Annotated in this window: 20 protein-coding genes and 1 pseudogene; 9 read left to right on the plus strand and 12 right to left on the minus strand. The window is 71.8% G+C overall.

Features of this window, described 5'->3' with window-relative positions; all coding sequences use genetic code 11:
* The first annotated feature begins 757 nt into the window (after nucleotides 1–757).
* The 4 genes from AMK13_RS36630 to hppD all read left to right on the plus strand — a co-directional run bounded on the left by AMK13_RS36630 (nucleotide 758) and on the right by hppD (nucleotide 6,727).
* Nucleotides 758–2,677: a non-ribosomal peptide synthetase gene (locus tag AMK13_RS36630; protein ID WP_074005880.1), complete on the plus strand. Its 1,920-nt coding sequence runs from the start codon at nucleotides 758–760 to the stop codon at nucleotides 2,675–2,677.
* Nucleotides 2,674–4,665 (plus strand): hypothetical protein, encoded by a 1,992-nt coding sequence (locus tag AMK13_RS36635; protein ID WP_074005881.1) that lies wholly within the window; start codon nucleotides 2,674–2,676, stop codon nucleotides 4,663–4,665. The genes AMK13_RS36630 and AMK13_RS36635 overlap by 4 nt, the downstream gene beginning before the upstream one ends.
* A gap of 62 nt (nucleotides 4,666–4,727) precedes the next feature.
* Nucleotides 4,728–5,567: a phytanoyl-CoA dioxygenase family protein gene (locus AMK13_RS36640; protein ID WP_074005882.1), complete on the plus strand. Its 840-nt coding sequence runs from the start codon at nucleotides 4,728–4,730 to the stop codon at nucleotides 5,565–5,567.
* A 95-nt stretch (nucleotides 5,568–5,662) separates the two neighbouring features.
* Complete coding sequence (gene hppD / locus AMK13_RS36645; RefSeq protein ID WP_074005883.1) at nucleotides 5,663–6,727, plus strand: 4-hydroxyphenylpyruvate dioxygenase; 1,065 nt, start codon at nucleotides 5,663–5,665, stop codon at nucleotides 6,725–6,727.
* 66 nt (nucleotides 6,728–6,793) lie between these two features.
* Here the strand turns inward: hppD and AMK13_RS36650 are convergent, their stop codons facing one another.
* The 3 genes from AMK13_RS36650 to AMK13_RS36660 all read right to left on the minus strand — a co-directional run bounded on the left by AMK13_RS36650 (nucleotide 6,794) and on the right by AMK13_RS36660 (nucleotide 10,434).
* Nucleotides 6,794–7,552 (minus strand): endonuclease/exonuclease/phosphatase family protein, encoded by a 759-nt coding sequence (locus tag AMK13_RS36650; protein ID WP_074005884.1) that lies wholly within the window; start codon nucleotides 7,550–7,552, stop codon nucleotides 6,794–6,796.
* Nucleotides 7,553–7,877: 325 nt separating this feature from the next.
* Nucleotides 7,878–9,269, minus strand: coding sequence for a hypothetical protein (locus AMK13_RS36655; protein WP_143204717.1), 1,392 nt, complete (start codon nucleotides 9,267–9,269; stop codon nucleotides 7,878–7,880).
* Nucleotides 9,270–9,684: 415 nt separating this feature from the next.
* The gene (locus AMK13_RS36660; protein ID WP_158077789.1) at nucleotides 9,685–10,434 is read right to left on the minus strand and encodes a Stf0 family sulfotransferase; all 750 of its coding nucleotides are present in this window, start codon (nucleotides 10,432–10,434) and stop codon (nucleotides 9,685–9,687) included.
* A gap of 90 nt (nucleotides 10,435–10,524) precedes the next feature.
* Between AMK13_RS36660 and AMK13_RS36665 the strand changes: the two genes are divergently transcribed.
* Both AMK13_RS36665 and AMK13_RS36670 read left to right on the plus strand, forming a co-directional pair.
* Entirely contained in the window at nucleotides 10,525–11,703 is a 1,179-nt protein-coding gene (locus tag AMK13_RS36665) for a glycosyltransferase family 8 protein (RefSeq protein WP_074005886.1), read from the plus strand.
* 547 nt (nucleotides 11,704–12,250) lie between these two features.
* Nucleotides 12,251–12,706 carry a hypothetical protein gene (locus AMK13_RS36670; protein WP_074005887.1) on the plus strand — a complete coding sequence of 152 codons (456 nt, stop codon included), beginning with the start codon at nucleotides 12,251–12,253 and terminating at the stop codon, nucleotides 12,704–12,706.
* Between the two features lie 30 nt (nucleotides 12,707–12,736).
* Here AMK13_RS36670 and AMK13_RS36675 read toward each other — a convergent pair whose 3' ends face one another.
* From AMK13_RS36675 to AMK13_RS36700, 5 genes are all read right to left on the minus strand, one after another.
* Nucleotides 12,737–12,997: a hypothetical protein gene (locus AMK13_RS36675; RefSeq protein WP_143204718.1), complete on the minus strand. Its 261-nt coding sequence runs from the start codon at nucleotides 12,995–12,997 to the stop codon at nucleotides 12,737–12,739.
* Between the two features lie 106 nt (nucleotides 12,998–13,103).
* Nucleotides 13,104–15,146, minus strand: a complete 2,043-nt coding sequence (locus tag AMK13_RS36680; RefSeq protein WP_241853191.1) for an SPFH domain-containing protein — start codon at nucleotides 15,144–15,146, stop codon at nucleotides 13,104–13,106.
* Between the two features lie 4 nt (nucleotides 15,147–15,150).
* A complete protein-coding gene (locus AMK13_RS36685; protein WP_074005889.1) occupies nucleotides 15,151–16,584 on the minus strand; it encodes a toll/interleukin-1 receptor domain-containing protein in 1,434 nt (477 codons plus the stop codon).
* On the minus strand, nucleotides 16,581–17,171 hold the full coding sequence (locus AMK13_RS36690; protein ID WP_074005890.1) for a toll/interleukin-1 receptor domain-containing protein: 591 nt from the start codon (nucleotides 17,169–17,171) through the stop codon (nucleotides 16,581–16,583). The genes AMK13_RS36685 and AMK13_RS36690 overlap by 4 nt, the downstream gene beginning before the upstream one ends.
* 395 nt (nucleotides 17,172–17,566) lie before the next feature.
* Complete coding sequence (locus tag AMK13_RS36700) at nucleotides 17,567–18,127, minus strand: TetR/AcrR family transcriptional regulator (protein ID WP_074005892.1); 561 nt, start codon at nucleotides 18,125–18,127, stop codon at nucleotides 17,567–17,569.
* Nucleotides 18,128–18,231: 104 nt separating this feature from the next.
* On the opposite strand from AMK13_RS36700, the gene AMK13_RS36705 reads away from it, so the two are divergent.
* Both AMK13_RS36705 and AMK13_RS36710 read left to right on the plus strand, forming a co-directional pair.
* The gene (locus tag AMK13_RS36705) at nucleotides 18,232–19,182 is read left to right on the plus strand and encodes an NmrA family NAD(P)-binding protein (RefSeq protein ID WP_074005893.1); all 951 of its coding nucleotides are present in this window, start codon (nucleotides 18,232–18,234) and stop codon (nucleotides 19,180–19,182) included.
* Between the two features lie 10 nt (nucleotides 19,183–19,192).
* Nucleotides 19,193–19,591 (plus strand): hypothetical protein, encoded by a 399-nt coding sequence (locus AMK13_RS36710; protein WP_074005894.1) that lies wholly within the window; start codon nucleotides 19,193–19,195, stop codon nucleotides 19,589–19,591.
* Here AMK13_RS36710 and AMK13_RS42555 read toward each other — a convergent pair whose 3' ends face one another.
* From AMK13_RS42555 to AMK13_RS36730, 4 genes are all read right to left on the minus strand, one after another.
* Nucleotides 19,592–19,747, minus strand: coding sequence for a hypothetical protein (locus tag AMK13_RS42555; protein ID WP_206745857.1), 156 nt, complete (start codon nucleotides 19,745–19,747; stop codon nucleotides 19,592–19,594).
* A gap of 178 nt (nucleotides 19,748–19,925) precedes the next feature.
* Nucleotides 19,926–20,411: a helix-turn-helix domain-containing protein gene (locus AMK13_RS44345; protein ID WP_079272844.1), complete on the minus strand. Its 486-nt coding sequence runs from the start codon at nucleotides 20,409–20,411 to the stop codon at nucleotides 19,926–19,928.
* Nucleotides 20,412–20,529: 118 nt separating this feature from the next.
* On the minus strand, nucleotides 20,530–21,579 hold the full coding sequence (locus AMK13_RS36725; RefSeq protein WP_074005897.1) for a LacI family DNA-binding transcriptional regulator: 1,050 nt from the start codon (nucleotides 21,577–21,579) through the stop codon (nucleotides 20,530–20,532).
* 180 nt (nucleotides 21,580–21,759) lie between these two features.
* Nucleotides 21,760–23,712, minus strand: coding sequence for a PIG-L family deacetylase (locus AMK13_RS36730; RefSeq protein WP_158077790.1), 1,953 nt, complete (start codon nucleotides 23,710–23,712; stop codon nucleotides 21,760–21,762).
* 433 nt (nucleotides 23,713–24,145) lie between these two features.
* Between AMK13_RS36730 and AMK13_RS36735 the strand changes: the two are divergent.
* Nucleotides 24,146–24,557, plus strand: a pseudogene (locus AMK13_RS36735) (hypothetical protein); the annotation flags it as partial.

A 24,557-nucleotide genomic window follows, 5' to 3' on the forward strand; every position in this document is an offset into this window, starting at 1 on the left:
TCGTGCATCGATTCAGTGGCAATGCCCCACCTGATGCCGCCGCTTCGGCGAATTCGCCGGGGCCTCGGGCGCGAATGACCGGGGGAATGCCTGCGGGGATGCGCGGAATGCGTCCCGTTCCGCGTATCCGTCACGCTCCGACGGATACGCGAACCCCCCGGTCGGCTCCGGAACCATGGCGTCGTGGTTCTTGATCCATAGTCCATGACAAGCAGTTGATGTGCAATGGCACATTGCATCTCGCGGTGCCGGCGTCCCTATTTGACCCGTTTTGGCCGTCTATTTTCACATCGGATCACAAGTGGAGTCGGATCCTCCAGCGCGCTCGACAGGGCTTCCCCGGAGGGCATGTGACGGACCATCGGACAACCGGGCGTGTCTCCGGCGATCTGGGCAAGCGGGGCCGGATCGGACATAGCGCATGATTGCCGGTATTCCCCGGAAGAGGGTGGCGGGACCTCTTCCGATTGCTTAGGCTCCTGGAGGTTCCGGCACTTGCCCGGTGCGGCGGAAAACGGGATCCGACGGAATTCCCGGACGCGCCGCGGTCGGCCCTTTCCGCCTCCCGGCCCGGCCGGAGTGAGGACACCTGACAATTCCGTCCCGGCCGACCCGGACCTTCACGGGAACCCGCGCGACCCGTCGGCCGCCGGGATTCCCGCCCACCCGCGCGGCGTCGGCGTCGGTCCCATCAACACGCATTACGCGGCGCCGTGTCCATCGACCCGGTCAGCGCACGAGAGGACGGAGTCAGCCAGTGATCCAGCGGAACAACGGACCGACCGGGGACGAGCCGGGGGCCACCGTGCACGCCCTGTTCGAACACCATGCGGAGCTCGCCCCGGACCGGACGGCCGTGGTCGCGGACGACGGGCAGCTGAGCTACCGCGAGCTGAACGCCCGCGCGAACCGGCTGGCGTGGCGGCTGCGCGAGGCGGGCGTCGGGCCCGACACGCTCGTGGGCATCTGCGTCGAACGCTCCGCGGCGATGATCGTCGGGCTGCTGGGCATCCTGAAGGCGGGCGGTGCGTACGTCCCGCTCGACGCCGGATACCCCGCCGAGCGGCTGGCGTTCATGCTCCGGGACACCGCCGCCCCGGTGCTGGTGACCCAGCGCCGGCTCGCCGACCGGCTCCCCGCGGGCCGGGCGACCGTCGTCCTGCTCGACGAGGACCCGGCCCACCACCCCTCCGGGAACCCGCCCGTCGTCGGCCGGCCGGAGCTCGCCAACGTCATCTACACCTCCGGATCCACCGGAACACCCAAGGGCGTCCTGGTTCCGCACCGGAGCGTCGTCCACCTGGTGACCGATCAGGACTACGTGTCCATCGCGCCGGACGACCGGGTCGCCGCCCTCGCCACGCTGTCCTTCGACGCCTCCACCTTCGAGATCTGGGGGCCCCTGCTCAACGGCGCGACCTGCGTCGTCTACAGCTTCGGCGGCACCGACCTGACCGCCCTCTGCCGCCGGGTCCACCGGGACGCCGTCTCCGTCCTGCACCTGACCAGCCCCGTCTTCCGGCTGCTGGAGCCGGCGCACCTCGCCGACCTCTCCGGGGTGCACACCCTCCTGTTCGGCGGGGACTCCATCCGGGCCGAGGTGGCGGACCTCGCACGGCAGGCCTTCGCGGGGCGGCTGATCCACCTGTACGGGCCGACCGAGACGACGGGCTTCGCGACCTACCAGGACGTCCGGACCATGGCACCGGACGCCACGATGATCCCGATCGGCACCCCGCTCGACCGGGTCCGGGTCCGGGTGCTCGGGCCGGACGGAGCGGACGTTCCGGACGGGGAGAGCGGAGAGCTCCACATCGGCGGAGCCGGCATGACCCGCGGCTACCTCGGCCGCGCCGAACTCACCGCCGAACGCTTCGTCCCGGACCCCGACGACCGCGCCGGCTCCCCGCTCTACCGCACCGGTGACCTCGTCCGGCGCGGCCCGGACGGGGCGCTGCGCTTCCTGGGCCGGATCGACCGCCAGATCAAGGTGCGCGGCTACCGGATCGAACCGGGCGAGATCGAGGCCGCGCTCACCCGGCACCCCGGGGTGCACGACGCGGTCGTGGTGGCCCGGGACGACGGCGCGGGGGACAAGCGCCTCGACGCCTACGTCGTCCCCTCCTCCGGACCGGCCTCCGGTCCGGCCTCGGGACCTGCCTCCGGACCTGTCGGCACCGCCGACGGCGCGGGACGCGACCGGGAACTGGTGGCCGACCTGCGCCGGCGGCTCTCGACGGAGCTGCCGCGGTACCAGCGCCCGGCCTCGATCACCGTGATACCGGCGATCCCGCTCACGACGAACCTCAAGGTGGACGCGGCGAAGCTGCCCGCCCCCGCCGAGGAGCGCGATGCCGCCCAGGGCTCCCCGACCGCCCCCCGCGACGAGCTGGAGTCGGCGCTCGCCGCGCTCTGGCGCGAGATGCTCGGACTCACCGAGGTCGGGATCGACGACGACTTCTTCACGCTCGGCGGCGACTCCGTCTCGGCGGTGCAGCTGGCCACCGCCGCGACCCGGCTTTCCGGCGTCCCGGTCACGGTGCGTGACGTCATCGGCTCCCCGACCATCCGCGGACTGTCCGCCCTGGCCGACGGATCCGCCGCGGTACGGACCGACGGTGCGGCCGGCGCTCCGGCCGGTTCGCCGCGGCCGACTCCCGCCGGAGGCCCCGCATGAGCGGCCGGGCCCCCGCCGACGCGCCCCTGACCAGGGCGCAGAAGTTCCAGTGGTTCCTGGAGAAGGGGCTGGCCGAAGGACTCCGGCCGCTCCCGGCGGGGACCGACGAGGCCGCCGCCCAGCGCCTGGTGCACGCGCTGGAGGACCGGTTCGAGATCCTCCGCACCTCCCTCGCCGTCGTCGACGGAGAACTGCGGCAGCTGGTCCACCCGTCGGGCTCCCCGGTGCGGGTCGTCGACGTCGCTCCGGACGGCACCGCCGAGCGGAGCCTGGCCGACCTGGTACGGGTGTTCACCGCGCACACCCACGGCAGGGTCGGCCGGTTCCTCGTGCAGTTCCACCTGCTCCGGTCCGAGGACCGGCGCTGGCTGGCGGTGGTCGCCGACAACGTGGCCGTGGACGCCGGGTTCCACGGCGTGGTGGACCAGCAGCTCACCGACCTGCTGCACGGACGGACGGACAGCCCGGACACCGGAGTCCCGCACCGGGGACCCGGGATCCAGCCGGCCGAGCAGGCCCGGCGCGAGGCCGACCCCGGCGAGGACACCGAACGCACCAGGGCGCTCGACTACCTGCGGCGGCACTTCTCCCACGCACCGGCACGGATGCACCCGCACCACCCTCCGGGCGAAGGGACGGCGGGCCGCTACTACCGGAGCACGCTCACCCTGCCCGGCGCGGACGGCCTCTTCGCCCGCGGCATGGCCCACACCGGGCTGCTGCCCTCGGCCGTCGTCCTCGCCGCCTTCGCCCAACTGCTCTGCCTGCGTGCCGACACCGACGCGTGCACCGTCAACGTGTCGCTCGACAACCGGCACAACGCCGACCTCCGCCGGGTGCTGTGCGCCACCGCGCAGCGCACCCCGGTGGCCCTCCGCCGGCAGGGCCGGAGCCTGCTGGAAGCGGCCGCCGAGGTGCAGCGGACCCTGGCCGAGGGGCACCCCGCCTACGGCCGGTACGACCCCTTCGACCTGATCCGCGAACGGGTCGAGGCCCAACACCGCCGAGGCGTCTGCCTCTCCACCGACCTCGCCTTCAACTTCATTCCGCCGCCGCAGGGTTGGCGGGAGCTGATCGAGGCCGAGCCCGGCCCCACGGACGAGCCCGGCGCCGCGGATCGGCCTGGTTCCACGGACGGGCCCGGCTCGACGGGCGGGCCTGGCTCCACGGACCGGCCCGGCTCCCGGATCAGCTGGGCGAGCACCGCGGAGACCTCCTACGAGTACGGAGCCAGCCTGTCGGTCCGCTGGGCCGACCCGCACACCGTCCGGCTGTCCGTCCACGGCGACTCCAGGGTCCTGGAACCCGAGCAGTGCGCGGCACTGCTGCGCGGCGTCGAGCTGGTCCTGACCCGGGCCGCGACGGGCCGGGACTGCTCGCCGGACGAGGTCGCGTCCGCCGTGGGACTGCTCCGGCTTCCCCGCGGCCCCCGCGAACGGTACTCCGGCGGGCGGTGGATCGACCTCCGCGCGATCGAGGACCTCCTGCTCGCCCTGCCCGGGGTCACGGCGGCCGGGGCGTCGCTCGAACCCGGCGGCGCGTCCGGCACCCCCCGGCTGACCGCCCGGGTCACCGCGGCCGACGGCAGCGCGCTCACCCCGTTCGACCTGCGGGAGGAACTGCTCCGAGCCGTGCACACGGGCGCGATCCCGGCGGTCCCCGACTGGTTCGAGCTCGACGGCGCCGACGCCTCGGACGGGCGGTCGCTCCCCGGCCGCCCGGCGGCCACGGCCGAGGAGACCGCGCTGCTCACCGCCCTGAGCGGGGCCGGGACCGAGCCCGGCCGGGCCCCCGACCCCGACCTCTGCTACCTGCGGGCGGGCGGACGGCCGGAGCACTACCCGCGCTTCGCGGAGCTGCTCCGCCGGCTCGGCTACCACCCGCCCGGTTTCGCCCAGGTCAGCGGCATGGCCACCCTGCGCAGCCTGGCCCGGGAACTCCGTCCGTCCGGCCGGGCCGGAGGCCGGCCCGCGGCGCCGGCCGGCTGACCGGGCCTCCGACGGCGCGACCTCGCCAACCGACCCGTGACCCACCGACCCTCGGAGCACCCATGACCAACGCAATGCCGGAGCCGGTCCTGTCCCAGGAGGAGGTCGATCGCTTCTGGCGGGACGGATACCTGCTGATCCGCGGCGTCCTGACCAGGCAGCAGGCCAGGCACCACGCCGGCCTGATCCTCGACCTGCTCCCGCGAGACCTGCGCGTCCCCGACCACTGGGAGGCGTACGACGGCCGGTTCAAACCCTTCAACACCCCGGGGAACCAGACCTTCGACGGACCGGAGTTCATCCCGCTCTTCCAGAACGAGCGGCTCTACCGGGTGGCGGCCCAGCTCCTGGGACACCCCCGACTGCTCGTCCGGGACGGCTCGGTGGCCATCACCATGCGCAACGACACGGCGCACCCCAGCGAGCTGAGCCAGGACCTGCACATCGACCCGGCGGTACCCGAGGACGCGGACGAGTTCCTGCTCACCCCCGAGGAGGTCGAGATCGGGGGCTGCTACTACTTCACGGACGTCGCCCCGGGCGGCGGCGGCATCCACGTCGTGCCCGGCGGCCACCGGATCGTCGAGGCCGAGGCCCGCGCCGTCCGCCGGGGGCGGCAGCTGCACGACAAGTGGCGCAACATCCCGGACCTCGAGAGCGTCGAAGTGACCGGGCAGGCAGGCGACTTCGTGCTGACCCACCATCTGATGCCGCACGCCGCCTCGCACAACCGGCGCCCCGAGGTCCGGGTCGCCCAGTTCGTCCGCTACGCGCGGGACGACCAGCCCTGGGACGCCGGCGAACGCCCCGGTGACCGCCCGGCCGGTCACTCCTACAACGACCTGCAGACCGCGGCGATGACCCCGCTGGGCCGCCGGCTGCTCGGCGTCGACCCCTGGTAGCGGGCCCTGGCGGTGGCCGGTCCAGCACCAGTGGACCGGTCACCGGCACCGGTACCGGCACGCCCGGCAGACCATCCCTCAAGGAGGCCACCACCATGACGACACACCCGGACGGCATACCGCTCGACCTGTCCGTCGACCACGTAGAGCTGTACGTGGAGGACCTCGACGCCAGCGCACGCCACTACGCCCGGGCCTACGGGTTCACCGTGTACGCCACGGCCGACCGGCCGGGCGAGGCGAGGTCCGTCGCCATCGGCCGGGAGCACATCCGGCTGGTCCTCACCCAGGCCCTGGCGGAGGACCACCCCGCCGCCGACTACGTCCGGCGGCACGGGGACGGCGTCGCCGACATCGCCCTGGCCGTACCCGACGTGGTCGCCGCCTTCGCCGCGGCCGTCCGGCGCGGCGCCCGGCCACTGGCCGAACCCGAGGAGACGGACGGCGTGGTCACCGCGGCCGTCGCCGGCTTCGGCGACCTCCGGCACACCCTGGTCCAGCGCCGCGCGGGAACCGACCACCGGCCGCTGCCCGGTATCACCCCGGCACCGCGGAGCGAGCCGGAAGCGGACACCGGCCTGCTGGCGGTCGACCACTTCGCGGTGTGCGTCGAGGCGGGCCTGCTCCGGTCCACCGTCGCGTTCTACGAGCAGGTCCTCGGCCTGCGCAACACCTTCACCGAGAGGATCGTCGTCGGCGCCCAGGCCATGGACTCCGAGGTGGTGCAGTCGGCGTCCGGCGGCCTCACGCTCACCATCATCGAGCCCGACACCAGCCGCGAGCCCGGCCAGATCGACCACTTCATCAAGAACCACGGCGGCTCCGGCGTCCAGCACATCGCCTTCCGCACCGACGATGCCGTGCGGACCGTCCGGACGATGGCCGAGCAGGGGGTGGCGTTCCTGTCGACGCCGGGCCCCTACTACCGGATGCTCGCCGAGCGGCTGCGGCTGACCCGGCACTCCGTGCCCGCGCTCGCCGCCCTGGGCATCCTCGTCGACGAGGACCACGAAGGCCAGCTCTTCCAGGTCTTCACCCGGACGCTGCACCCCCGGCGGACCCTGTTCTTCGAGGTCATCGAGCGGGTCGGGGCCACGACCTTCGGCAGCGGCAACATCAAGGCACTGTACGAAGCGGTGGAAGCGGAACGGCACGAGTGACCGCCACCGCCTCCCGAGGGTCCGGGCCGGCCCGCCGCCCCGGCCCGGACCCTCGGGGGCCGGCGGTCAGCCGGAGACCACCAGTCGGGCCAGCACCGGCAGGTGGTCCGAGGCCACCGGCTCCTCGGTGACCAGGCCGACCCGCACCGGCGTCACCCCCCGGCCCGCGAAGACGTAGTCGATGCAGTCCCGCGGAGCATCGGCCGGGAACGTCGCCACCGGACCACCGTCGTAAACCGTCCAGGAATCGGTGAAAGCAGCCCGAAGCCCGGTTATCTCCGACGTTCCTGGAACGGCGTTGAAATCGCCGAGCAAAATGGCCGGACCGGTTTCCCCGATCAGCTCGACGACTTCTTCCGCCTGGCGGATTCGGTCGATTTCAGAGAACAGCTCCAGATGCGTGACGAAGACCTGCAGCGGAATTCCGCCGAGGTCGATCTCGACGTGCAGCAGGCCGCGCTGCTCCTCCCCGGGGGACCGGAAGAGGTGGGTGTTCCGCGCACGGGTGATCGGGTGCCGGGACAGCACCGCCGTACCGTACTGGCACCGCGGAGCCGCCGGCGCCGCCGGGTCCAGGTCGATGTTCGCCCCGTACGCCAGGTGGTAGCCGAGCGACCGCGCCAGCTCCGCCACCTGGTCGTTCCACTGGCTGCGCCCGTCGAAGTGCCGGTCCACCTCCTGGAGCCCGACGATCTCCGCACCGCTGCGCCGGATCACCCGGGCGATCCGTTCCAGGTCGAGGACGCCGTCCGTTCCCTCCCCGTGGTGGATGTTGAACGACAGGACGTCGACGGTAGCTTCGGCGGAATCCAACCGGCTGTCCATGCGCACTCCTTTTCCACGGCGGACCGTTCCGCCGCTGCGTTGCCTGATCGGCCGGAGCCCATTGAATACGATCGCCGGCCGGTCCGGCAGAAATTCCCCTCCTGGCGAACGGGCACCAACATTGTCGGAATTCCCGCCGCCCCGCCGTAAAACGCCCCGAGGCGGCAGACGCGGAAAATCGGTGCGCCGGCCGACGTGGAGGTACGAACCCGCGGGCGACCTGGTGGCCGTCGCCGTTCTGCTCGGCGTCGGCTGACCCCGTGTCGGCGTACAGGAAAACTGCGCAGGCCGGTGCAGAGCAACGTGCGCGCGGCGGATGGTGGGTTCAGCCTTCCCTTCGTGTGATGTCGAGGGCTCCGTCGTGTAGGGCGAAGCGGCGGGCCGCCTTGTCGTCAGCCGTGACGGAGGGCCGGCCGGCGCCTTGGAACGCCGCCGTCCGCAACTGGAAGCGGGCGGGGCCGGCGCCGCACATCGCGCGCAGCCGCCACGGGTCGTTCTCGGCGTTCCGCGGGTGCGGCGGCACGGCCAGGTGCACGAGGGCAGAGGCGTCGTGGTCTGCGCCGTAGCGTGTGTGTGCCGAGGTGTAGGAGGCCATCCGGAGTTCGACCTCTACCGGGCCGGGTACCGTCGCGAGGTTCGGAGCGGGCTGCTGCGATGTGCCGGCGGTCGGGTGTGGTTGGTCCTGGTCGCGGAGGACGACGAGGAGATCCGGTCGGTGGACGGTCTCCGCCAGCTCGCTGGCGAACCACTTCGCGAGGGCTGGGCCGCCGCGTCCGACCCAGGTCTCGACCAGGTGGCGGAAGGCGGCTTCCCGCCGGTGGGGCAGGCGGTGAGCACCCGCGGCGAGGATTGCCTCGCCGGCTCCGGTGAAGGCTCGGTGGAAGTCGCGTACGGGGATCCGGCCCGCATGCCGGGGACTACGCACCATGCGGACGTGCAGCATGGCGCGGTGCAGAACGGTCGCTGCCGCCATGGCGTTGGCGCCCAGGTGCCCCTCCTGCGGGGAGGTGCCGCGAGCAGGTCGGGTGTCGCGGGGTGGTGTGGTCGCGTCGGCCTGGCGCCCGGCCGAGGACAGGTGCCAGCAGCGGTCGTCCGGGCAATGGTCGGCCGTCGCCGCGCGGAGCATCCCTCGGGCCCCCAGAGCGATTGACACGCCGTCCGCTCGCGCTCCAAGGACGGCGCCCCGGGCGTCATCGGAATCGAAGCGGACCTCGGTGATGTCGCGTAGCCATATACTCAGCGTCGCGTCCTCGGGCGGGGTGCCGTCGTCGACGGAATAGGAACGGGTGACAGCCAGTTCGAGCCGGCCGACGAGACGGCTGCCGGCCCGCTCGATCCGCAGATGGCGGACCTCGGCCGATGAAAGGTCGTAGTCGGCGGCCAGGCTCTCCGCGGCGTGCGCCGTCAGCGACATCACCGGGGCCATCACCTGTCCCAGATGGTCACGGCCGGGCGTGGACGGCTTCCCGGGAGCGAGGAGCCCGTCCAACGAGTGCCCGGCGGCCGCAGCCTGCTCGATCATCCAGGTGCGCCGTTCCTCACCGAGGCCGGCCATCCATTCCAACGCTGCCAGAGACCGACGCTCGCGCCCGCCTCGCGTGCCGGCCGTCGCCGCCCGAAACAGCGGGAGGGTGTTGTTGTCCCACACGTCCGCCGCCACGTGGATCGTCTCCCGGTCGAAGCACCGGGCGTCCGCGGCAGCGTCGGCGATCTGCACCAGCGACCGATCCAGCAGCGCCCCCAACACGGCGAGGGCAGAACCTCGTTGGCCGCGCGCCGCTCCGCACGGCCCTCCCGTGCTCACACGGCGCTGCGGAGAGGAAGCATCAAAGTTCGCCATGCCGGGATCGTTGCACGAAACACGATCACATCGAACAGGGCCCTGAGCACGATCGTTCGTACCGAGCTCAGCACTTGAGCGTAGCGCCGACGGATGTACCAGGATGTGGTCATGCAGACTGGTGGGGGTGGCGGGGGCGATCTCGCGATGGATCTGTTGCGGGCGATGCGGCGTCGGGCCGGGCAGCGTCGTTTCGTACCGGACGGGCCGGTGCGGCGTGGGCCGTTGCGTCGGCCCTACGGCAGTGAGCCTCAGGTGCTGGCGGAGCTCATCGAGGTCGCGGAGGCAGCGGTCACGTTGAACCGTCCCGGCGGTACCGGGCCAGCCATTCCAAGCTCACGTCGTTTCCCTGCCGGCGCGTGAGCGGCTCCACCGGCCGGCCGCCTCGTGCGACTCCCAGGCTGTCCAGGAGCCGGTCCACCACACCCTCCGGGTCCGCCAGCGCGTCCTCGTACGTCACCGTGATCGGCGTGATCCCGCTGTCGGAGAACCGGCGCGCCCACTCCTCGTTCTGCTCCCGGATCATGTGCTCCCAGTGCGCGATCCGGTCGCGACGGTAGGGAACGTCAGCACCCACGCCACGAACGTCGTCGGCATACCAGACGTCGGTCTCCAGTGCCCGGTACAGAGACACCGCTTGTGCCGCCGTGTCCAGCCGCCGGTTCCACACATATACCGGGCGGTCGAAGGCGCGCTCGATCACCTCGCGCCAGCTCGCTCCACTCGCGGACTGGTATCGCCGCAGCCCGGCGACGACCTCGTCCAGGTACGACCCCATGACGATCAGGCCCAACACGCCGTTGGCTGAAGTCCCGATCCGCATCAGCTTTCGTAGCTGGTCCGGCTGCGTCCGGTGCGCCGGACCGATCGGGATGTCCTCACCGTCCAGTTCGGTAACGTGGTTGTACAGGTACTCCTGCGGGTTGCCCGACAAGCCCGTGCTCTCCAGCAGACCGGCCAGCAGATGAGTCCCTGACCTCGGTGTGCTGCAGATGAGCAGGCATCTGCCCGCCGCCGGCGCCACGTCGCTCGTTCGCGCCACAGGTCGCACCCCCTCTTTGAGCGCCTTGACCGTCGCTCGACCCCCCCTTAGCGTAGTGGTTCCTGGGTCGCACACGTGGGGGGTCGGGGGATGCGCATAGCGATCGCGTTCGACGGTCAGTACGCATCGGCGGCACGCAACATGCTGTCGTCGCTGGCCCGTTGCCTCCCGCCGAAGAGCGGTGTGCGCATCTCGGCACTGATGACAGATGACTCGCCGAGTGCCGACGTCGTCGAGCACGCGATGTCCCGCGGGCTCGATCTGGAGGTCGTCCGTCTGCGCCGCGACCTGTCCGACCTGCCACTGCTGCGCTACCTGACCGGCGCGACGTACGCGCGCCTGTTCCTGCCAGAGCTGGTGCCGGACGACGTGGCGCTGTACATGGACGTGGACGTCGTGCTGATGCGAGACGTGACAGAGCTGTTCGCGACGGACCTCGGTGACAGACCCCTCGCGGCCGTGCGGGACATGTGGCGTCCCAACCTCCACGAGGCGCTGGCAGGCGGAAGCAACGGACGATTCGCGCCCGACGCGCCCTACTTCAATGCGGGGGTGATGCTGTGCAACCTCCGCCAGTGGCGTCGGGAGAGCTTGACCGAGCGGGCCCTCGACTGGCTCGCGAGCCAGGATCAGGTCCCGGTCTGTCTGGAGCAAGATGCGCTCAACGCGCTCACGCACGGGCGATGGATCGAGTTGGATCCGCGCTGGAACGTGTTCCCGATGACTGACTTCCGCGACATCCCGCCCGAGGCTTGGCCGCCGCGACTGGGCACGGAGTACCACGCGTACCGGGATCAGGAGCGACGCGCCTTCGTGCTCCACTTCATCGGCTCCCGCAAGCCATGGCGTCACCCGTACCCGGACACCGAGAACCTCAGGCGATATCGTCACTTCACCACGCCGACCGTCGAGGACCTGACGCCTAACCCTGTCACCTCGCCGTCTCGGCCGACCTCCCCGACCGTCGAGGACCTGACGCCGAACCCTGTCACCTCGCCGTCTCGGCCGACCTCCCCGACCGTCGAGGACCTGACGCCGAACCCTGTCACCTCGCCGTCTCGGCCGACCTCCCCGACCGTCGAGGACCTGACGCCGAACCCTGTCACCTCGCCGTCTCGGCCGACCTCCCCGACCGTCCCGGAGACGCCGCCCCTGGCGCTTACCGGGGGAGGTGGGTCGGCGACATTGCCGGCGGCGGTGTTCGGCTACCCAAACCGGCGTGATCAGGACAAACGACCCGAGCGTCGCAAGAGGCCTCGCTTCGTCTGACCAAGAAGTACGCCTACGGCGACGTCCTCCACGTCGTTCTGGTCGGACGCTTGGCGGCGGAGCCGGAGGCGTTCCAGACAGCTCCGGGCTCCAGCCATCGCCATCGTCTTCTGTTCGCACGGTCCGCTCCACCACGCCCATGCGACGCACCCGCCGCGGCACAGCGCTCCTTGAAGCCTCAGCGAGCCGGTCAGGCAGAAGACGTGTCACCTAGCTTTCAGTACACCGTCCCGGGGAAGTGGCACGAAACCCGGAACGATCAAGGTGGCACGGAGCGCGGATCCAACGAAACGCACAGCTCGCGGACTCGCCATAGGACATCAGGACGCGGAACCCGCGGCCTGCTCCTTCCGCCACGGCCTGACCGCTGTGGTCCACAGCCTCGGGATGGGCCGCAACGAGATCGGCATGCGTCTGCTCTCCGCGGAGAGCCGCCGCGTCCCGCTGTGCCTGCCGCGATTTTCGGCGACTTGTCCGTCTGGGCGTCGTCGTCTCCTGGGTGCTAGATTCGAACGCGTTCAAAGAGGGTGCTGTGCAAGGGGGAAACATGGCCGCGGTGCCGGTGAGTGCCCGGTGGCTGTCCGGGGTCGGGGCGGTCGCGTTCCTGTTGCCGGCGTGGAGCATCCACCGGGGGTATGGCCCGGGCGGGCTGGTTCTGTACGTCTTCGGCCTGGGCTGCGCGGTGGTGTGCGCCGTGCCGCCGTTCTTCTCCGACGAGAAGCGGCTGCGCGTCGCGTGCACGGCCGGCGGCGCGGTGGTCACCGTGGTGTCCGCGCCGTTCGTGTTCGTGGGCGCCCTGTTCGCGAGGTTCCTCTACTACGGCACCCTGTACCTGGCCTTCCTCGCGCTCCCCGTCACCGCGGTGGCCGGCCTGGTCGCCGGGTTCCAGCGCGCCAAGGGGCGGGACCGCGGCCGTGGGCCGGCCCGCTTCGCCTGGGCGTGCGCGGCGCTGACGCTGACCGGCTGGCTGGCCGTCAGCGCCTGGATCCTGACGCTGCGCTGATCGTCAGGCCCCTCGACCTCCTGGACGGCATCATCCGCGAGTGATGTGCCGTCCCTGCGGGCCGCGTTGCAGGCCGTCCGCGGCGGCCCGCGCCAACCGCTGCGACATCGGATCGCGACGCCAGCCGTTCCGACGTCGGCGGGCTCGGACGCCGAGGTCGTAGGCCACGGAGCCGAGGGCGAGGACGACGAGCGGCCGCACGAGCGGGGAGTCGGGCGGAACGGTGCCGGACAGCAGGGCGCCGCTGACCGGGCCGGTGCCGGCCATGGCGGTGCCTGCCGGCGCGCGCACCGGCAGGCACGACCATGGCCGGGGAGCAGCCGGCCGTCGGGCTCATCGGGTCACCGCGGCGGCGGGGGCGTGGGGGAGGACGGGCACCGGCGCCGTGTCGGGCTCCTTACCGCCCGGCTTCCCCGCTCTCCGCCTCGGGTAGCGAGGGCCGCTCCGCGCCCTCGATCCCGGGCCCCCTGCGCAGGGTGCGCATCCGGTCCATCAGCCCGTCGAGACGAGTGATCGGCAGCGTTTCGAGGAACGCCGAGAGGTCGCCCCCGCTGACGATCTGCGGAACGGGCGCCTGGGAGATCTCCCTGAGCATCTTGAGCACCATGACGTTCTCCAGGCCGAGGACCTGGATCTCGGCCTCCAGCTCCAGCTTCACGCGCCGCCTCTCCGCTTCCACCCGCACCTTGTCGATCGCGTCCTCGCGTTCCGCGTTCTCCAGTTGCAGCGCGAGCTTCTCGCTCTCCATCTCCTCGTCGGCCGTCCGCTTGAGCATCTCGTTGAGCCTCTCGTCCTCGGCCCGGAAAACGCCCAGGTGGGTGCCCTTGGACTCCACTCCCCAGTCCCGGAGTTCGTTCTCCACGAGGGTGGCGAGTTCGAGCCGGGTGTCCCGGTAGTTCTTCACGAACTCCAGCACGGTCGACGCGGTGGCGATCTGGTTGAAGTACGTGGTGACGATGGCGCCCAGGACGCGTTGTACGAAGCGCTGGACGGGCATCCGGTTGTAGTCGAGGCCGCCGATGTCCGAGATCTGGGCTCCGCCGTTCCGCCTGACCAGTCCGGGAGCGGACTGGGCGGGAATCCGGATGAGCTGCTTCACGTCCACGAACAGCCGGTAGCCCTGCACGGTGGCCGTGATCCTCCCCAGATGCACGTCGTAGTTCTGTTGCTCCGCGGGCGTCTTCTCGTCCCATTCCAGGGCGAGGAGGTGCGTCGGGATCAGCATGACGCGGATGAAGTACGGGTTGAGCGCGGAGACCGTTCCCCCGCTCAGGGTTTCCTCCTGCACCCCCCGGCGGCCGCCGTTCTGCAGGAACACCCATGGCAGGCGGAACCCCTGATGGCCCGGTACCGGTGGTCCCGCCTGGTCGTCCTCTCCCGGATCCGCGCCGTCGAGCGTGATCACCACGCCGGTCTGGTCGGCGGGAATGGCGATCTGCTTCAAGTGCCGTGCTTCCAGCGGTCCGCCGCGCGCCTCCACGTTGTGCGTGGTGATGACGTCGAACAGGGCCGGGTTGATGTCGTAGTAGGCACCGCCCTGGAGGATGGCGAGCTGCTTGCCCTGCTGACCGCCGCCGGTGAGGAACCGTGCGCCGTCCTGGAAGTCGTCGCACTCCACGTGCGGACCGAAGAGCGCCCCGGGCGGTCGGTTCCCGCCGGCCCTCGCGTCGACCAGGCCGATGGTGCCCGCCGGAACGTGGACCCGGTCCACCAGCGTCACCCGGAACAGCTCCGTGTTGATGGAGTAGGTCTGTCCGCCGGCCAGCACGCCGATCTGTGTGCCCTGTTCCCCGCCGTTCAGCAGGAACCTCACGCCGTCCTGGAAGTCGTCGCAGGGCACCGGCAGCGCCAGCGCCCGGTTCCCCGGCCGCGTCCGGCCCGCCTTCGCCCTGACCAGGCCGATCTTGCCCTCCGGCACCCGCGTCCGGGGGACGACCTGGACCTCGTAGACGAACGGTGTCATCCAGTGGCGCCCGGGCAGGAGCGTGCGGGCGAGCACCCCGTGGGTGGCGTGTGGGGTGACCTGCGGGAAATCCGGATGAGTCCGGCCGTTCAGGCGCCGTACGATGCCGATGTGGCCGGGGGGCACGTAGCGGAGACTGAGCCGGCCGACGGCACCGGAGATCGCCAGGAGGAGTAGGAGAACGACGATGACCGTGAATTGCATGAGCCACACCTCTGTAGCGGTGATGTAGACCAGGAGAAAGAGCGGGACACAGCCCCGGGCGGGAGCGGGCGTCTCTTTCCTGTGCTTCTTCCCGCTCTTCTGATCGGGCGGGTCCGTTTTCCGGGTGACGCGGGGGGAGAGGGCCAGGACGCCGAAGACGTTCACCGACGCGTGGACGTAGAGCGCCAGTCGAGCGCAGACGGCCAGCGAGCACAGCGCGGCCAGGGATCCGACCAGGTAGATCGCCAGATCCACCCGGTCCGTCCACTTCACCGGCTCACCTCCTGTCCCCCCTGCGCAGATGCACGGCCAGAACCGTGGAAGTCCACTCGTCGTACCAGTGGTTGAACGGCTCGTTCTGCGGATTGCGCAGCGTCGGGTAGTACGCGCCGCGGGGGCCGGGCCCCGCCCGCTCCGTCAGCTCGTGGTAGAAGCGCGGCACCAGCGCGTCGGCGGAGCTCCGCCAGCCGCAGGCCACCGACAGCGCGAGGAAGTCCGCGTGCCGGTTGCCGCGCACCGCGGCCCGGGCCGCCTGGGCGCTCCAGCCCTGCCGTCCGTGCGTGTGGTCGGCCCATATGCCGTCGACACGGGCCAGGACCTCGACGGGGATCCGGCGCGCGTGGCGGGTGCCCAGCCAGCCCTCGTCGAGACGGTCGGCCGCCTCCAGCACGATGGCGGTGGTCTGGAGATCCGCGTGCGCGAAGTTGTGCTCGGCGAGACAGCCGTCGAGGCGTCCGAGGGAGACGGCCTCCGGCACCCGCACCGTCTGCGCCGCGGGTCGCTGGAGCGGAGCCGGGAACAGGGAGGACATCTCGTCCGGCGTGCTGCCGTTCCGGGAGGCGGTGTCGATGTCCCGCAGCCGGAGGAGCTCCTCCGGGCTCAGCAGCCGGCCGTCCCGGGCGTCGGCGTACCAGGTGTGGGCCAGAAGGTAGTTGCGCTGCCCGTCGAGCAGGACCGGGAAGAAGGGGCGCTGGTGGTGCATCGCCTCCAGGATCATGTCCGTGATGTCGTCGGAGTTCTGGGACTGCGGTGACATCAACACGATCACGGCCGTCGCGAAGTCCAACTGCTGGCGCCTCACCCAGACGTGCGAGTCCCCGGCCCTCAGGTCCGCGACCGACCAGACCCGCAGTCCGGCTCCTCTCACCTGGTCGGCGAGCGCGTGGGCGTACGCCGTGTCGGCCTTGTCGTAGCAGAGGACGACGGCGGGCTCGTCGGGAGGCACGAGGGGCCGGGGAGGTGAAGGCTGGGCCGACGCGATGTTCTCCGCGTGTCCCGGTGCGACGGATCCGCCGGGACCGGGCCGGACGCTCTCACCGCGGATGGCGGCGACGAGTTCGTCGACCTTCCGCTCGTAGTCGGCGGCGTCCGGGGTCCTGAAGTCGCGCCAGACCCGGCTCGCGGCCAGGGGCGGGAGAGGGGCGTCCCCGATCAGCAGCGGAATGAGCCGCAGCCGCCGCCGCGCTCCGGCCGTGACCAGGGCCGCGTACTCCTCGCGGGCCCAGGACGAGGCGCGTGAGGCCGGGCTGATGACGACCAGGGCACATCCGGCGTCCTCGATCGCCGCCTCGGCGTGGTGCACGCTCACGTCACCGGGCAGCACGTCCCACTCGTCGAAGAGGACGGTCAGGTCGCTCCGCCCGAGACGGGCTGCCAGTACCCTCGCCCAGTCGGCGTCCTCCCTGGCGTAGCAGAGGAACACCTGGGTCATAAGGCTTCGCCCCGCGGCCGTACCGCCCGCACCAGCGCGGCGAGGCTCACGTCGTAGGGCTCGCTGCCGGGATTCCGCAGGTCCGCGGGCCGGCGGATCCTGGCGAAGGGCGGCAGTTCCACGTCATCCACGAGCACGGGGATGAACCGCCGTCCACCGGTGTGCACGCGCTGAAGCAGCACCGCGTACTCGTCGCGGATCGCGGCGTCGTTCATCGTCGCGCTGCTGAAGAGCAGGAGCCCGTTGGCCGTGACGCGCAGGGCCGCTTCCTTCTCCAGGCTCTCCACCAGCCCCGGGCCGATCCACTCGGCCAGGAAGACCCGCAGCCCCTCGGCACGCAGTCCGGTGGCAAGGGTCTGCGCCGCCTCGGTGTCCACCGAGGCGTAGGAGACGAACGCGTCGTACGTGTCGCCGAGTTCGGTGGCGGCATCGGAGGCGGGCTCCAGCGCGGGTGGGGTGTCCCGGGGACGCCGTAGCCGTGACAGCCGCTCACGCACATCGACTCCGGTCGAGAGCGCCGTGGCCCCGGCCGTGAGCAAGGCACCGACCGCGCCGGCGACAGCGATCCCAACTTCCCATGACCCCATACCCGGAGGGTAATCCCTGCCCCCAAGAGCCGCCGGTGCTTTTGAGGTATCACCGGGTTTCTTCGGGGTGCCACGATCCGGTGACGGCCCGAGAGGCCGTGACGGACGAGGCCCCGGGCTGTCGACCGGGATGTCCGACGCCTCAATCACGCTGCTCGGAAGCCTCGTTGGCCGTCTGCCCGGCCGCGCCCGACCCGCCCACGCGCTCGTGGAGCGGGTCACCGTGCTCGTCGTTGCCCGTGAGGGCGGCGACCGGCGTCGCAAGTTCCGCCCGTCTCAGTACCCGATCGTGGCGGGAGAGGTCTTCGGGAGGGTGGTGCCGGTGCCCTGAACCGGCCTCCCCGGCGTCACCCCGGCCGTCGTCCGGCCGGTGCGGCACTACGGGCCCGCCCGTCTCATCCTCGGGGACTGATCCCCCGTACAGCCAGGGCGAGGAGCCGGTGCGCCTCGGCGGCGGGGGTCGGGTGGTGTTCGGTGGCGAGGGCCAGGCCCGTCACCAGCGCGACCAGGTCGGCGGTGGTCACCTCCGGTGCCACCGCGCCGGCGCGGGCGGCCCGGTGCAGCAGGGGGTCGACGGCGCTTCCCAGGCGTGCCGAGCAGGCGTCGACGTGGTTCCCGCCGCCGGTGCCGGCCGGGAGCAGTGCGTCGGCCATGCCCCGGGCGGAGGCCGCGTAGGTCGTGAGCGCGCCCAGCCAGTCCAGGAGCGCGGTCCTGGGATCGTCGGCGTCGGCGAGGTCCGCGGCGCGGGAGCACAGCGCGTCGACCCTCTGGCTGAAGACCGCTTCCAGCAGGGACCGGCGGTCGGGGAAGTGGCGGCGCACCGTGGCCGAGCCGACGCCGGCGATGCGCGCGATCTGTTCGAGGGAGGCGTCGGCGCCGTGGGCGGCGACCTCCGCCTCGGCCACGGCGAGGATCCGCGCGCGGTTGCGTCGGGCGTCCGCGCGTTGGGCTGTCATGGCGTCGTCTCCGTACTTGCTAAGCGGCGGGGCCCTCCGTATCGTACGCGAGTAGAAACGGCGGGCCCCGCCGTTTTCTCTCCGGTGCCGTGTGAGGAGCTCGTATGAGCGCACAGTCAGCCCCCGTCCTGGTCGTCGGTGCCACCGGTCAGCAGGGCGGCGCCACCGCCCGAGCCCTGCTGAAAGCGGGCGTCGCCGTCCGCGCGCTGGTCCGCGACCCGGCGACGGCCCGGGCCCGGGCCGTCGCGGCGCTCGGCGCCGAACTGGTCACCGGCGACCTCGACGACCCCGCCTCGCTGGCCCGGGCCGCCGCAGGAGCGCGCGCCGTCTTCTCCGTCCAGATGCCCGACATGGACGGCCGGGGTTTCGAGGGCGAGGTCGCGCAGGCCGTCAACCTCATCGAGGGCGCGCGGGCCGCCGGGGTGGCGCAGTTCGTCCGCACCTCCGTCTCCGGCGCGAGGCTGCACGCCGACTGGCCCACCGGCCGGTGGGCCTGGCTGCAGCCCTACTACGCCGCGAAGGCCGGGATCCAGGACCGGGTCCGTGAGGCGGGCTTCGCGCGGTGGACCCTCCTCAAGCCCGGCTTCTTCATGGAGAACTTCCACCCCTCCGCCGCGATCATGTTCCCCCGCGGACTCGACGGCGGACTGGTGAGCCTGCTGAAGCCCGAGACCCGCCTATCCCTGATCGCCGTCGACGACATCGGTACCGCCGCCGCGGCGGCCATCGCCGCACCGGAGCGCTTCGACAGGGTCGAACTCGAACTCGCGGGCGACGTCCTGACCATGGCGGACATCGCCACCGTGCTGTCCCGCGTCCTCGGCACCGTGCTCACCGCCCCCGACATGACCGAGGCACAGGCCGGCGCCGCCGGAATGCCCGCCATGGGCCTCGCCCAGGCATCCATCAACGACCTCCCCCAGCCCGCCCGCCCCGAGTACGCGCGGGAACTGGGACTGCCCCTCACCACCTTCGACACCTGGGCGCGAGAGCACCTCTGCGAAGGCCGGGGCGCCGCCGAGGCCGGCGTGACGGGATCAGTCCAGTCGCGTTGAGGGGGGTTCTGTGGTGCTGAGCCCCGATGAGTGGGTGCTGCTGGAAGCCGTCGCTGCCGAGAGTTCGGGCCGGCTGACCGGAGAGCCGCCCCAGGCGCGCCGGACCGCGGAGCACGGGACCGTGCGCCGGCTCGTCGGAGCGAAGGTGTGCGAGTTCGCGAGCGCCGAACTGCTCGACGGTCTCACTGCCGGCGGAGCCCGTCCGGCGTGGGCGGTGCGGGTCGCCGACCTGGGGCAGGAGCCGCTGCGCTACCGGATCCTGCGGGACCGTCCAGCCGAGCAGCCTGTCGTACCGGTGGCGGCCGACTGCGTACCGGACACCACGATCAGCGTGCGTGCCTTTGGCCTGCCCCTTCTCGGTGACGCGCGTACCCTCGACGGCCTGAGAAAGTATCGGGTGGTCGGGTGATCACTCGTTCTTGAGGTCGTCGGCGAGGCGGCGGGCTGCTTCGGTCTCGATGGAGCCGCGTGATTCGATCTCCTCGCCGCTGCCCGCGTCGCGTGCCGAGGCGAGTCCGACCGAGGCGCGGGATCCTGGCCCGCGGCCGCCTGGGGTTGACGCCACCGCCCGGATCGGCAGGGAGGTCGGCTGGACCGCGGACGGCGTCAACTACCGCCTCGCCCGGCCGAGTCGCCGGTGGCGCGTCCCCAACCGGACGGCGCCGGTGGGGCGGGCGTACGCGTTCGGCGTCCTTGTGGCGGACGTGTGGCCGCCGGCGTCTGCCCGCCGCACGCGACGGCCGTCAACCGGCCCGGCGCACGGGTCGGGGCCCGGTCGGGCGGGGTTGCGGACAGCGTCGGCGGCGCCTGCAGCACGGGCCGCTCTCGCCGGTCGCGGTCATCGGCAGGACCATCACGACCACCGCGGACGGCTGTTCGTCCACCTCCCCGGCGGCCGGCGTCTCGCGACGGCTCCCGTCCGGCTGATCGGGCCCGCTGCCGGGAACGGCGCGCGCGGCACGGAGAAACCATTCCAGTCGCGAGGCCCTCAGGCCGAGCGCCGCCGCGAGCTGTTGGACGGAGCGGCGCTGTGGTCGGAGCACCCGGCCCCGCTCGATGTCGCTGATCGTTCTCACACTGACCTGGGAACGCCGGGCGAGTTCCTCATGCGTGAATCCCACTTCACGACGAAGCGCCCTCAGCATGCCCCCGAATGTCGAATCCCCTTGTTGTGCCTTCGACATGTCACCCCTCAGAATCTTGGCGCGTGGGAGCGCTCCCACACCCATCGGGAGCGTAGCAGCACCTTATGCCCAGGTCAGCCGTGACACGCGGCCGTGGCTCATACCGGAACAACGGAATGTGACGGCCTTTCAGTTCGAGGCCGTTCGAGGCAGTCCGAGGCCTTCAGGCCGAGGCGCGGACCGTCAGTTCGGTCGGCAGGATCACCTGGCGACGCGGCCGCCCGGGTTCGGCGATCTCCTCGAGCAGCAGCTGGACCATCAACCGCCCCATCGCCTCGGTCGGTTGGCGAACACTGGTGAGGGACGGCTCGGTGCTACGGGCGATGACGGAGTCGTCGAAGCCGACGACGGCCACGTCTCCCGGCACGCGCCGCCCGGCCTCGCGCAGCGCCCGGAACGCGCCCACGGCCATCAGGTCGGAGGCGCAGAACACGGCATCGAGGGTGGGCGTTTCGGCCAGGAGCTCGCGCATCGCCGCGTAGCCGCCCGCCTCGGTGAAGTCGCCGTGGGCGACGAGCGCGTCCTGCGGAGCGAGGCCGGCCTCCGTGAGCGCCTCCCGGTACCCCGCCAGGCGTGCCCCGGCCGCTTCCATGGCGAGCGGCCCCGTGATGGTGGCCACTCTGGTGCGGCCGAGTCCGACCAGGTGCCGGACGGCCGCCCGGGCCCCGCCGGCGTTGTCGGCGTGGACGTAGCTCAGCGATTCGCGCTCGGACCGGCGGCCGCCCAGTACGGCCGGCATCCCGAGCTGTTCGAGCAGGTCGGGCAACAGGTCGTCCTGGCGCACCGAGACCAGGAGCACCCCGTCGACCCGACGCGCGGTGAGGTAGCGCGTCAGGCGTTCGCGCTCGTCCTCGTTGCGGACCAGGGTCAGCAGCAACTGAAGGTCGGTCGAGGCGAGTTCGTCGGAGATCCCGGCGATGACGTCCGCGAAGTACGGCTCCGACCTCAACCGCGACAGGCTCTCCGGGACGACCAGGGCGACGACGTCGGTGCGCGAGGTCACCAGGGACCGTGCCGCCTGGTTGGGTACGTAGCCGAGCTCGGCGACGGCGTGCTCCACGGCCTCCCTCGCCCGGGCGCTCACCTTGGGCGAACCGTTGATGACCCGGGACACCGTTCCCCGGCTGACTCCCGCGCGGGCGGCCACGTCCTCCACCGTCGGTCGCGCGGCAGACCGGGCACCTCCGGGGCCCGGCCTGTCAGTTCGGGGCATGATCACACTCCGGTGTGGCTCACTCTCGGGAGTGGCCATCCTACACGGCGTGAGAGCGCTCCCATCGGCGCTTCCACGGGTGCTCCCGCGGGCCCTCCCACCGGCGCTTCCACGCGCCCGGCCCGTCGGCCGGCCCGTCGCCCGGTCGGGAGGGGGCCGACCGGCCGACGGGACCGGCGGTCACAGGGGCATGCCCTGCCAGCCGCCGAGGTTGGTGGGCGTCGTGCCCATGCGGAAGTAGACGCGGCCGTCCGTGCCGATGGCGAACACGTACAGGACACCGCCGCCGTCGACGATCGCGGTCGGGTAGTCGAGGACGGTGCCGCCGAGGTCCTGCCAGGCGCCGTAGCCGGCGTTCGGCGCGGTCTGGGCGGTGGTGCTCACACCGCCGCCGCCGTTGCGCTCGAACAGGACGACCCGCCCGCCGAGGTTGGCCATCGCCGGCTCGCCCACGCCCTTGTGGCCGCCGAGGTTGGTCGGGGACTGGCTCCACGGTCCCCCGGGCCGGGTCTGGTAACTGACGAGCATCGCGCCGGTTTCGGCCTCGCGGTAGGCGAGTTCGATGCGGCCGTCCTGGTCGAGCGCGGCCTTGGGCGGGCTGGCCGGCCGGGAGTTCGGGATCGGGCCCGGGCCGTTGATGGCGTCGTTCGGAGCGGTCTGCCACCAGTTGACGACCCCGTCGCGGGTGCTGGCGAAGACCTCGATCCTCCCGGCGCCGTTGCGGATCGCGGTGACGGGATCCTGGATGTCGGTGCCGTGCAGGTCGTCCCAGGTGGTCGTCCAGGCGCCGTTCGGGCTGGTCTGCCGGATCGCGCTGAGGCCGCCGCCGCCGTTCTTGACGAAGAGCTCCAGCCGGCCGTCCTGGGAGGCGACCACCGCGGGCACGCCGACCTGGCCCGCGTTGACGAGCCCGGCGTTGGGGTTGCCGAGGTCGGCCCAGCCGTCCCGCCACACGCCGTTGGGCGTGGTCTGCGGGACGGAGACGATGTGGTGGTCGGTGAGGCGGCGGGCGAAGACCTCCATCCGGCCGTCCGCGTTGGTGCCGACGGCGATGCCCGGGGCCAGCCGCCCGCCCGGGTCGGCGAACCGTGCCGGGCCGCCCCAACTGCCGTCCCCCTGGCGCCAGTACGTGTAGAGGGAGCCCGCCCGGACGACGAAGACCTGCGGTCGGCCGTCCTGGTTCAGCCCGGCCCAGGAGGTGCCGCGCGACCAGCGGTAGTACATCCGGGAGAACCAGGCGGTTTCGTAGTTGCCCGAGTGGTCGTGGCTGGCGTACTCGGAGACGAACACGCCCTTGGTGCCGACCGTCGCCGGGTCGAGGTTCACCGGGCAGTCGCTGATGTTGTAGTCCCGGTAGTTCACCTGGATCAGCGAGCCGCCGTACTGGCTCGCCGCCACGCCCGCGAACTTCGCGGCGGAGATGTGGTCCGAGTGGTCGTCCTTGTAGCGGGTGTCCGGGAGTTCGTCCTGGGCCCGGAGCACGGTCGGCTGGTACGTCACCATGATCTGCCGCAGCACCTCGACGACGTCCGCCGCCGTGTAGGTCGACGGCCCGGACAGCGGGCTGTCCTTCGGGACGACCGTGGTGTCGGTGCCGCCGTTCAGCACGTTGGCGAGCCCGGCGTCGTGCAGGTTGAGGAAGATCAGGTGCACCGACCGGTCCTTGAGCATGTACCGCTCGACCTGTTTGCCCGCGACCGTCCACGCCTCGACCGTCCAGTGCCCGATCTCGTCGGTCGCCGGGTCGTTGTCGCCGACCCCGGTCATCCGGGAGTAGGCGTTGACGGCGCCCATCTGGCGGTTCCAGGTGCGCAGCGGGTCGCCGGCGGGGTCCCAGCAGCCGCCCGCGCACGGGTCACCGGTGATGTTCCCGGCGGTGACGAACACCGTGACGGACGGCGTGCCGTCGGCGAGGGCGTTGGACAGGTCCGGGTTCATGAACAGGATGTCGTCGTCCTCGTGGGCGACGACCTGCATGAACAGCGGCCCGGAGCCGGCGGCCATACGTGCGGCCGTACCCGTACCCGTACCCGTGGCCGCGGAGGCTCGGGTCGCGGTCCCCTTGGCCAGGACGGGTGCGGCGAGGGCGGTCAGCGCGAGGGAGGTGAGGAGTTGCCGTCGTCCGATTGCCATGTGATGTCCCCTCATTCGAGATTTCGAGGTTCGACAGGTGATCACGCCAGGAGGAGATTGGCGGATTGTCGGGCGGAAAGTGCCCGAGACGGTATATCGCAAATTCCGTCAGGCGCGACAGTCAGCTGACGCACGATCAGGCCACTCCGTCTGCTTCCCGCCGATCTCGCCTGTACAGCGCGGTTTCTGCTGGAACTTCCCCATGGCTTCCGCCTGATGTTCCTCCTGGCGGAAGCCGGGCCGGCGGTGATTGCATGGTGGATGGCGAGCGGTCTCCGAGATTTCTCGGCGCATTCTCGGACCTCCTCCTCCGGGAAGCGGATCGCCGCCATTTCCTGGTCACCCGAGCCATGCGGGAAAACGGTTTTCCGTACCCGGCGAAAGGACTCCTGTGCACGTCGCCCACCGCCCACCGCGGGGCCGCCTGTCCGCCATGACGGCAGCCGCCGTCGTCCTCGGCGCGTTCGCCGCCCTGCCGCCCGCGGCCCCGGCGAACGCGGCCGCCGGCTGCGGGCCGGTCCCCGCCGCGCTCCCGCCAGGCCCCGCCGCGCTCGCGTCAGGCCCGGGCGCGCCGCGCCCCGAGTCCGCGGCCTGGACGGGGAGTTGGGGGACCGCCATGAGCCTGGCCGGACCGTCGGCAGCCTCGGGCGTGACGGGGCGGCAGACCCTGCGCATGGTCGTCCACACCAGCATCGGCGGCAGCTCCGCCCGGATCCACCTGGTGAACACCTTCAGCCCGGACCCGGTGACCATCGGGCACGTCACCGTCGCGGCCCAGGACCGGACTTCGGCCCGGAACGGGAACCCGGCCACGGCGGCGGCCGCGCCGGTCACCCTGACCTTCG

It is taken from the genome of Streptomyces sp. CB02056, assembly GCF_001905545.1.
Lineage (GTDB): Bacteria > Actinomycetota > Actinomycetes > Streptomycetales > Streptomycetaceae > Kitasatospora.

Coding starts and splice junctions, on each gene's coding strand:
- AMK13_RS36640 (WP_074005882.1), top strand. CDS start 4,728: ATGACCAACGCAATGCCGGAGCCGGTCCTGTCCCAGGAGGAGGTCGAT.
- hppD (WP_074005883.1), top strand. CDS start 5,663: ATGACGACACACCCGGACGGCATACCGCTCGACCTGTCCGTCGACCAC.
- AMK13_RS36690 (WP_074005890.1), bottom strand. CDS start 17,171: ATGGGGTCATGGGAAGTTGGGATCGCTGTCGCCGGCGCGGTCGGTGCC.
- AMK13_RS44345 (WP_079272844.1), bottom strand. CDS start 20,411: ATGGGTGTGGGAGCGCTCCCACGCGCCAAGATTCTGAGGGGTGACATG.
- AMK13_RS36725 (WP_074005897.1), bottom strand. CDS start 21,579: ATGCCCCGAACTGACAGGCCGGGCCCCGGAGGTGCCCGGTCTGCCGCG.
- AMK13_RS36665 (WP_074005886.1), top strand. CDS start 10,525: ATGCGCATAGCGATCGCGTTCGACGGTCAGTACGCATCGGCGGCACGC.
- AMK13_RS36730 (WP_158077790.1), bottom strand. CDS start 23,712: ATGGCAATCGGACGACGGCAACTCCTCACCTCCCTCGCGCTGACCGCC.
- AMK13_RS36705 (WP_074005893.1), top strand. CDS start 18,232: ATGAGCGCACAGTCAGCCCCCGTCCTGGTCGTCGGTGCCACCGGTCAG.
- AMK13_RS36650 (WP_074005884.1), bottom strand. CDS start 7,552: ATGGACAGCCGGTTGGATTCCGCCGAAGCTACCGTCGACGTCCTGTCG.
- AMK13_RS36635 (WP_074005881.1), top strand. CDS start 2,674: ATGAGCGGCCGGGCCCCCGCCGACGCGCCCCTGACCAGGGCGCAGAAG.
- AMK13_RS36685 (WP_074005889.1), bottom strand. CDS start 16,584: ATGACCCAGGTGTTCCTCTGCTACGCCAGGGAGGACGCCGACTGGGCG.
- AMK13_RS36700 (WP_074005892.1), bottom strand. CDS start 18,127: ATGACAGCCCAACGCGCGGACGCCCGACGCAACCGCGCGCGGATCCTC.
- AMK13_RS36670 (WP_074005887.1), top strand. CDS start 12,251: ATGGCCGCGGTGCCGGTGAGTGCCCGGTGGCTGTCCGGGGTCGGGGCG.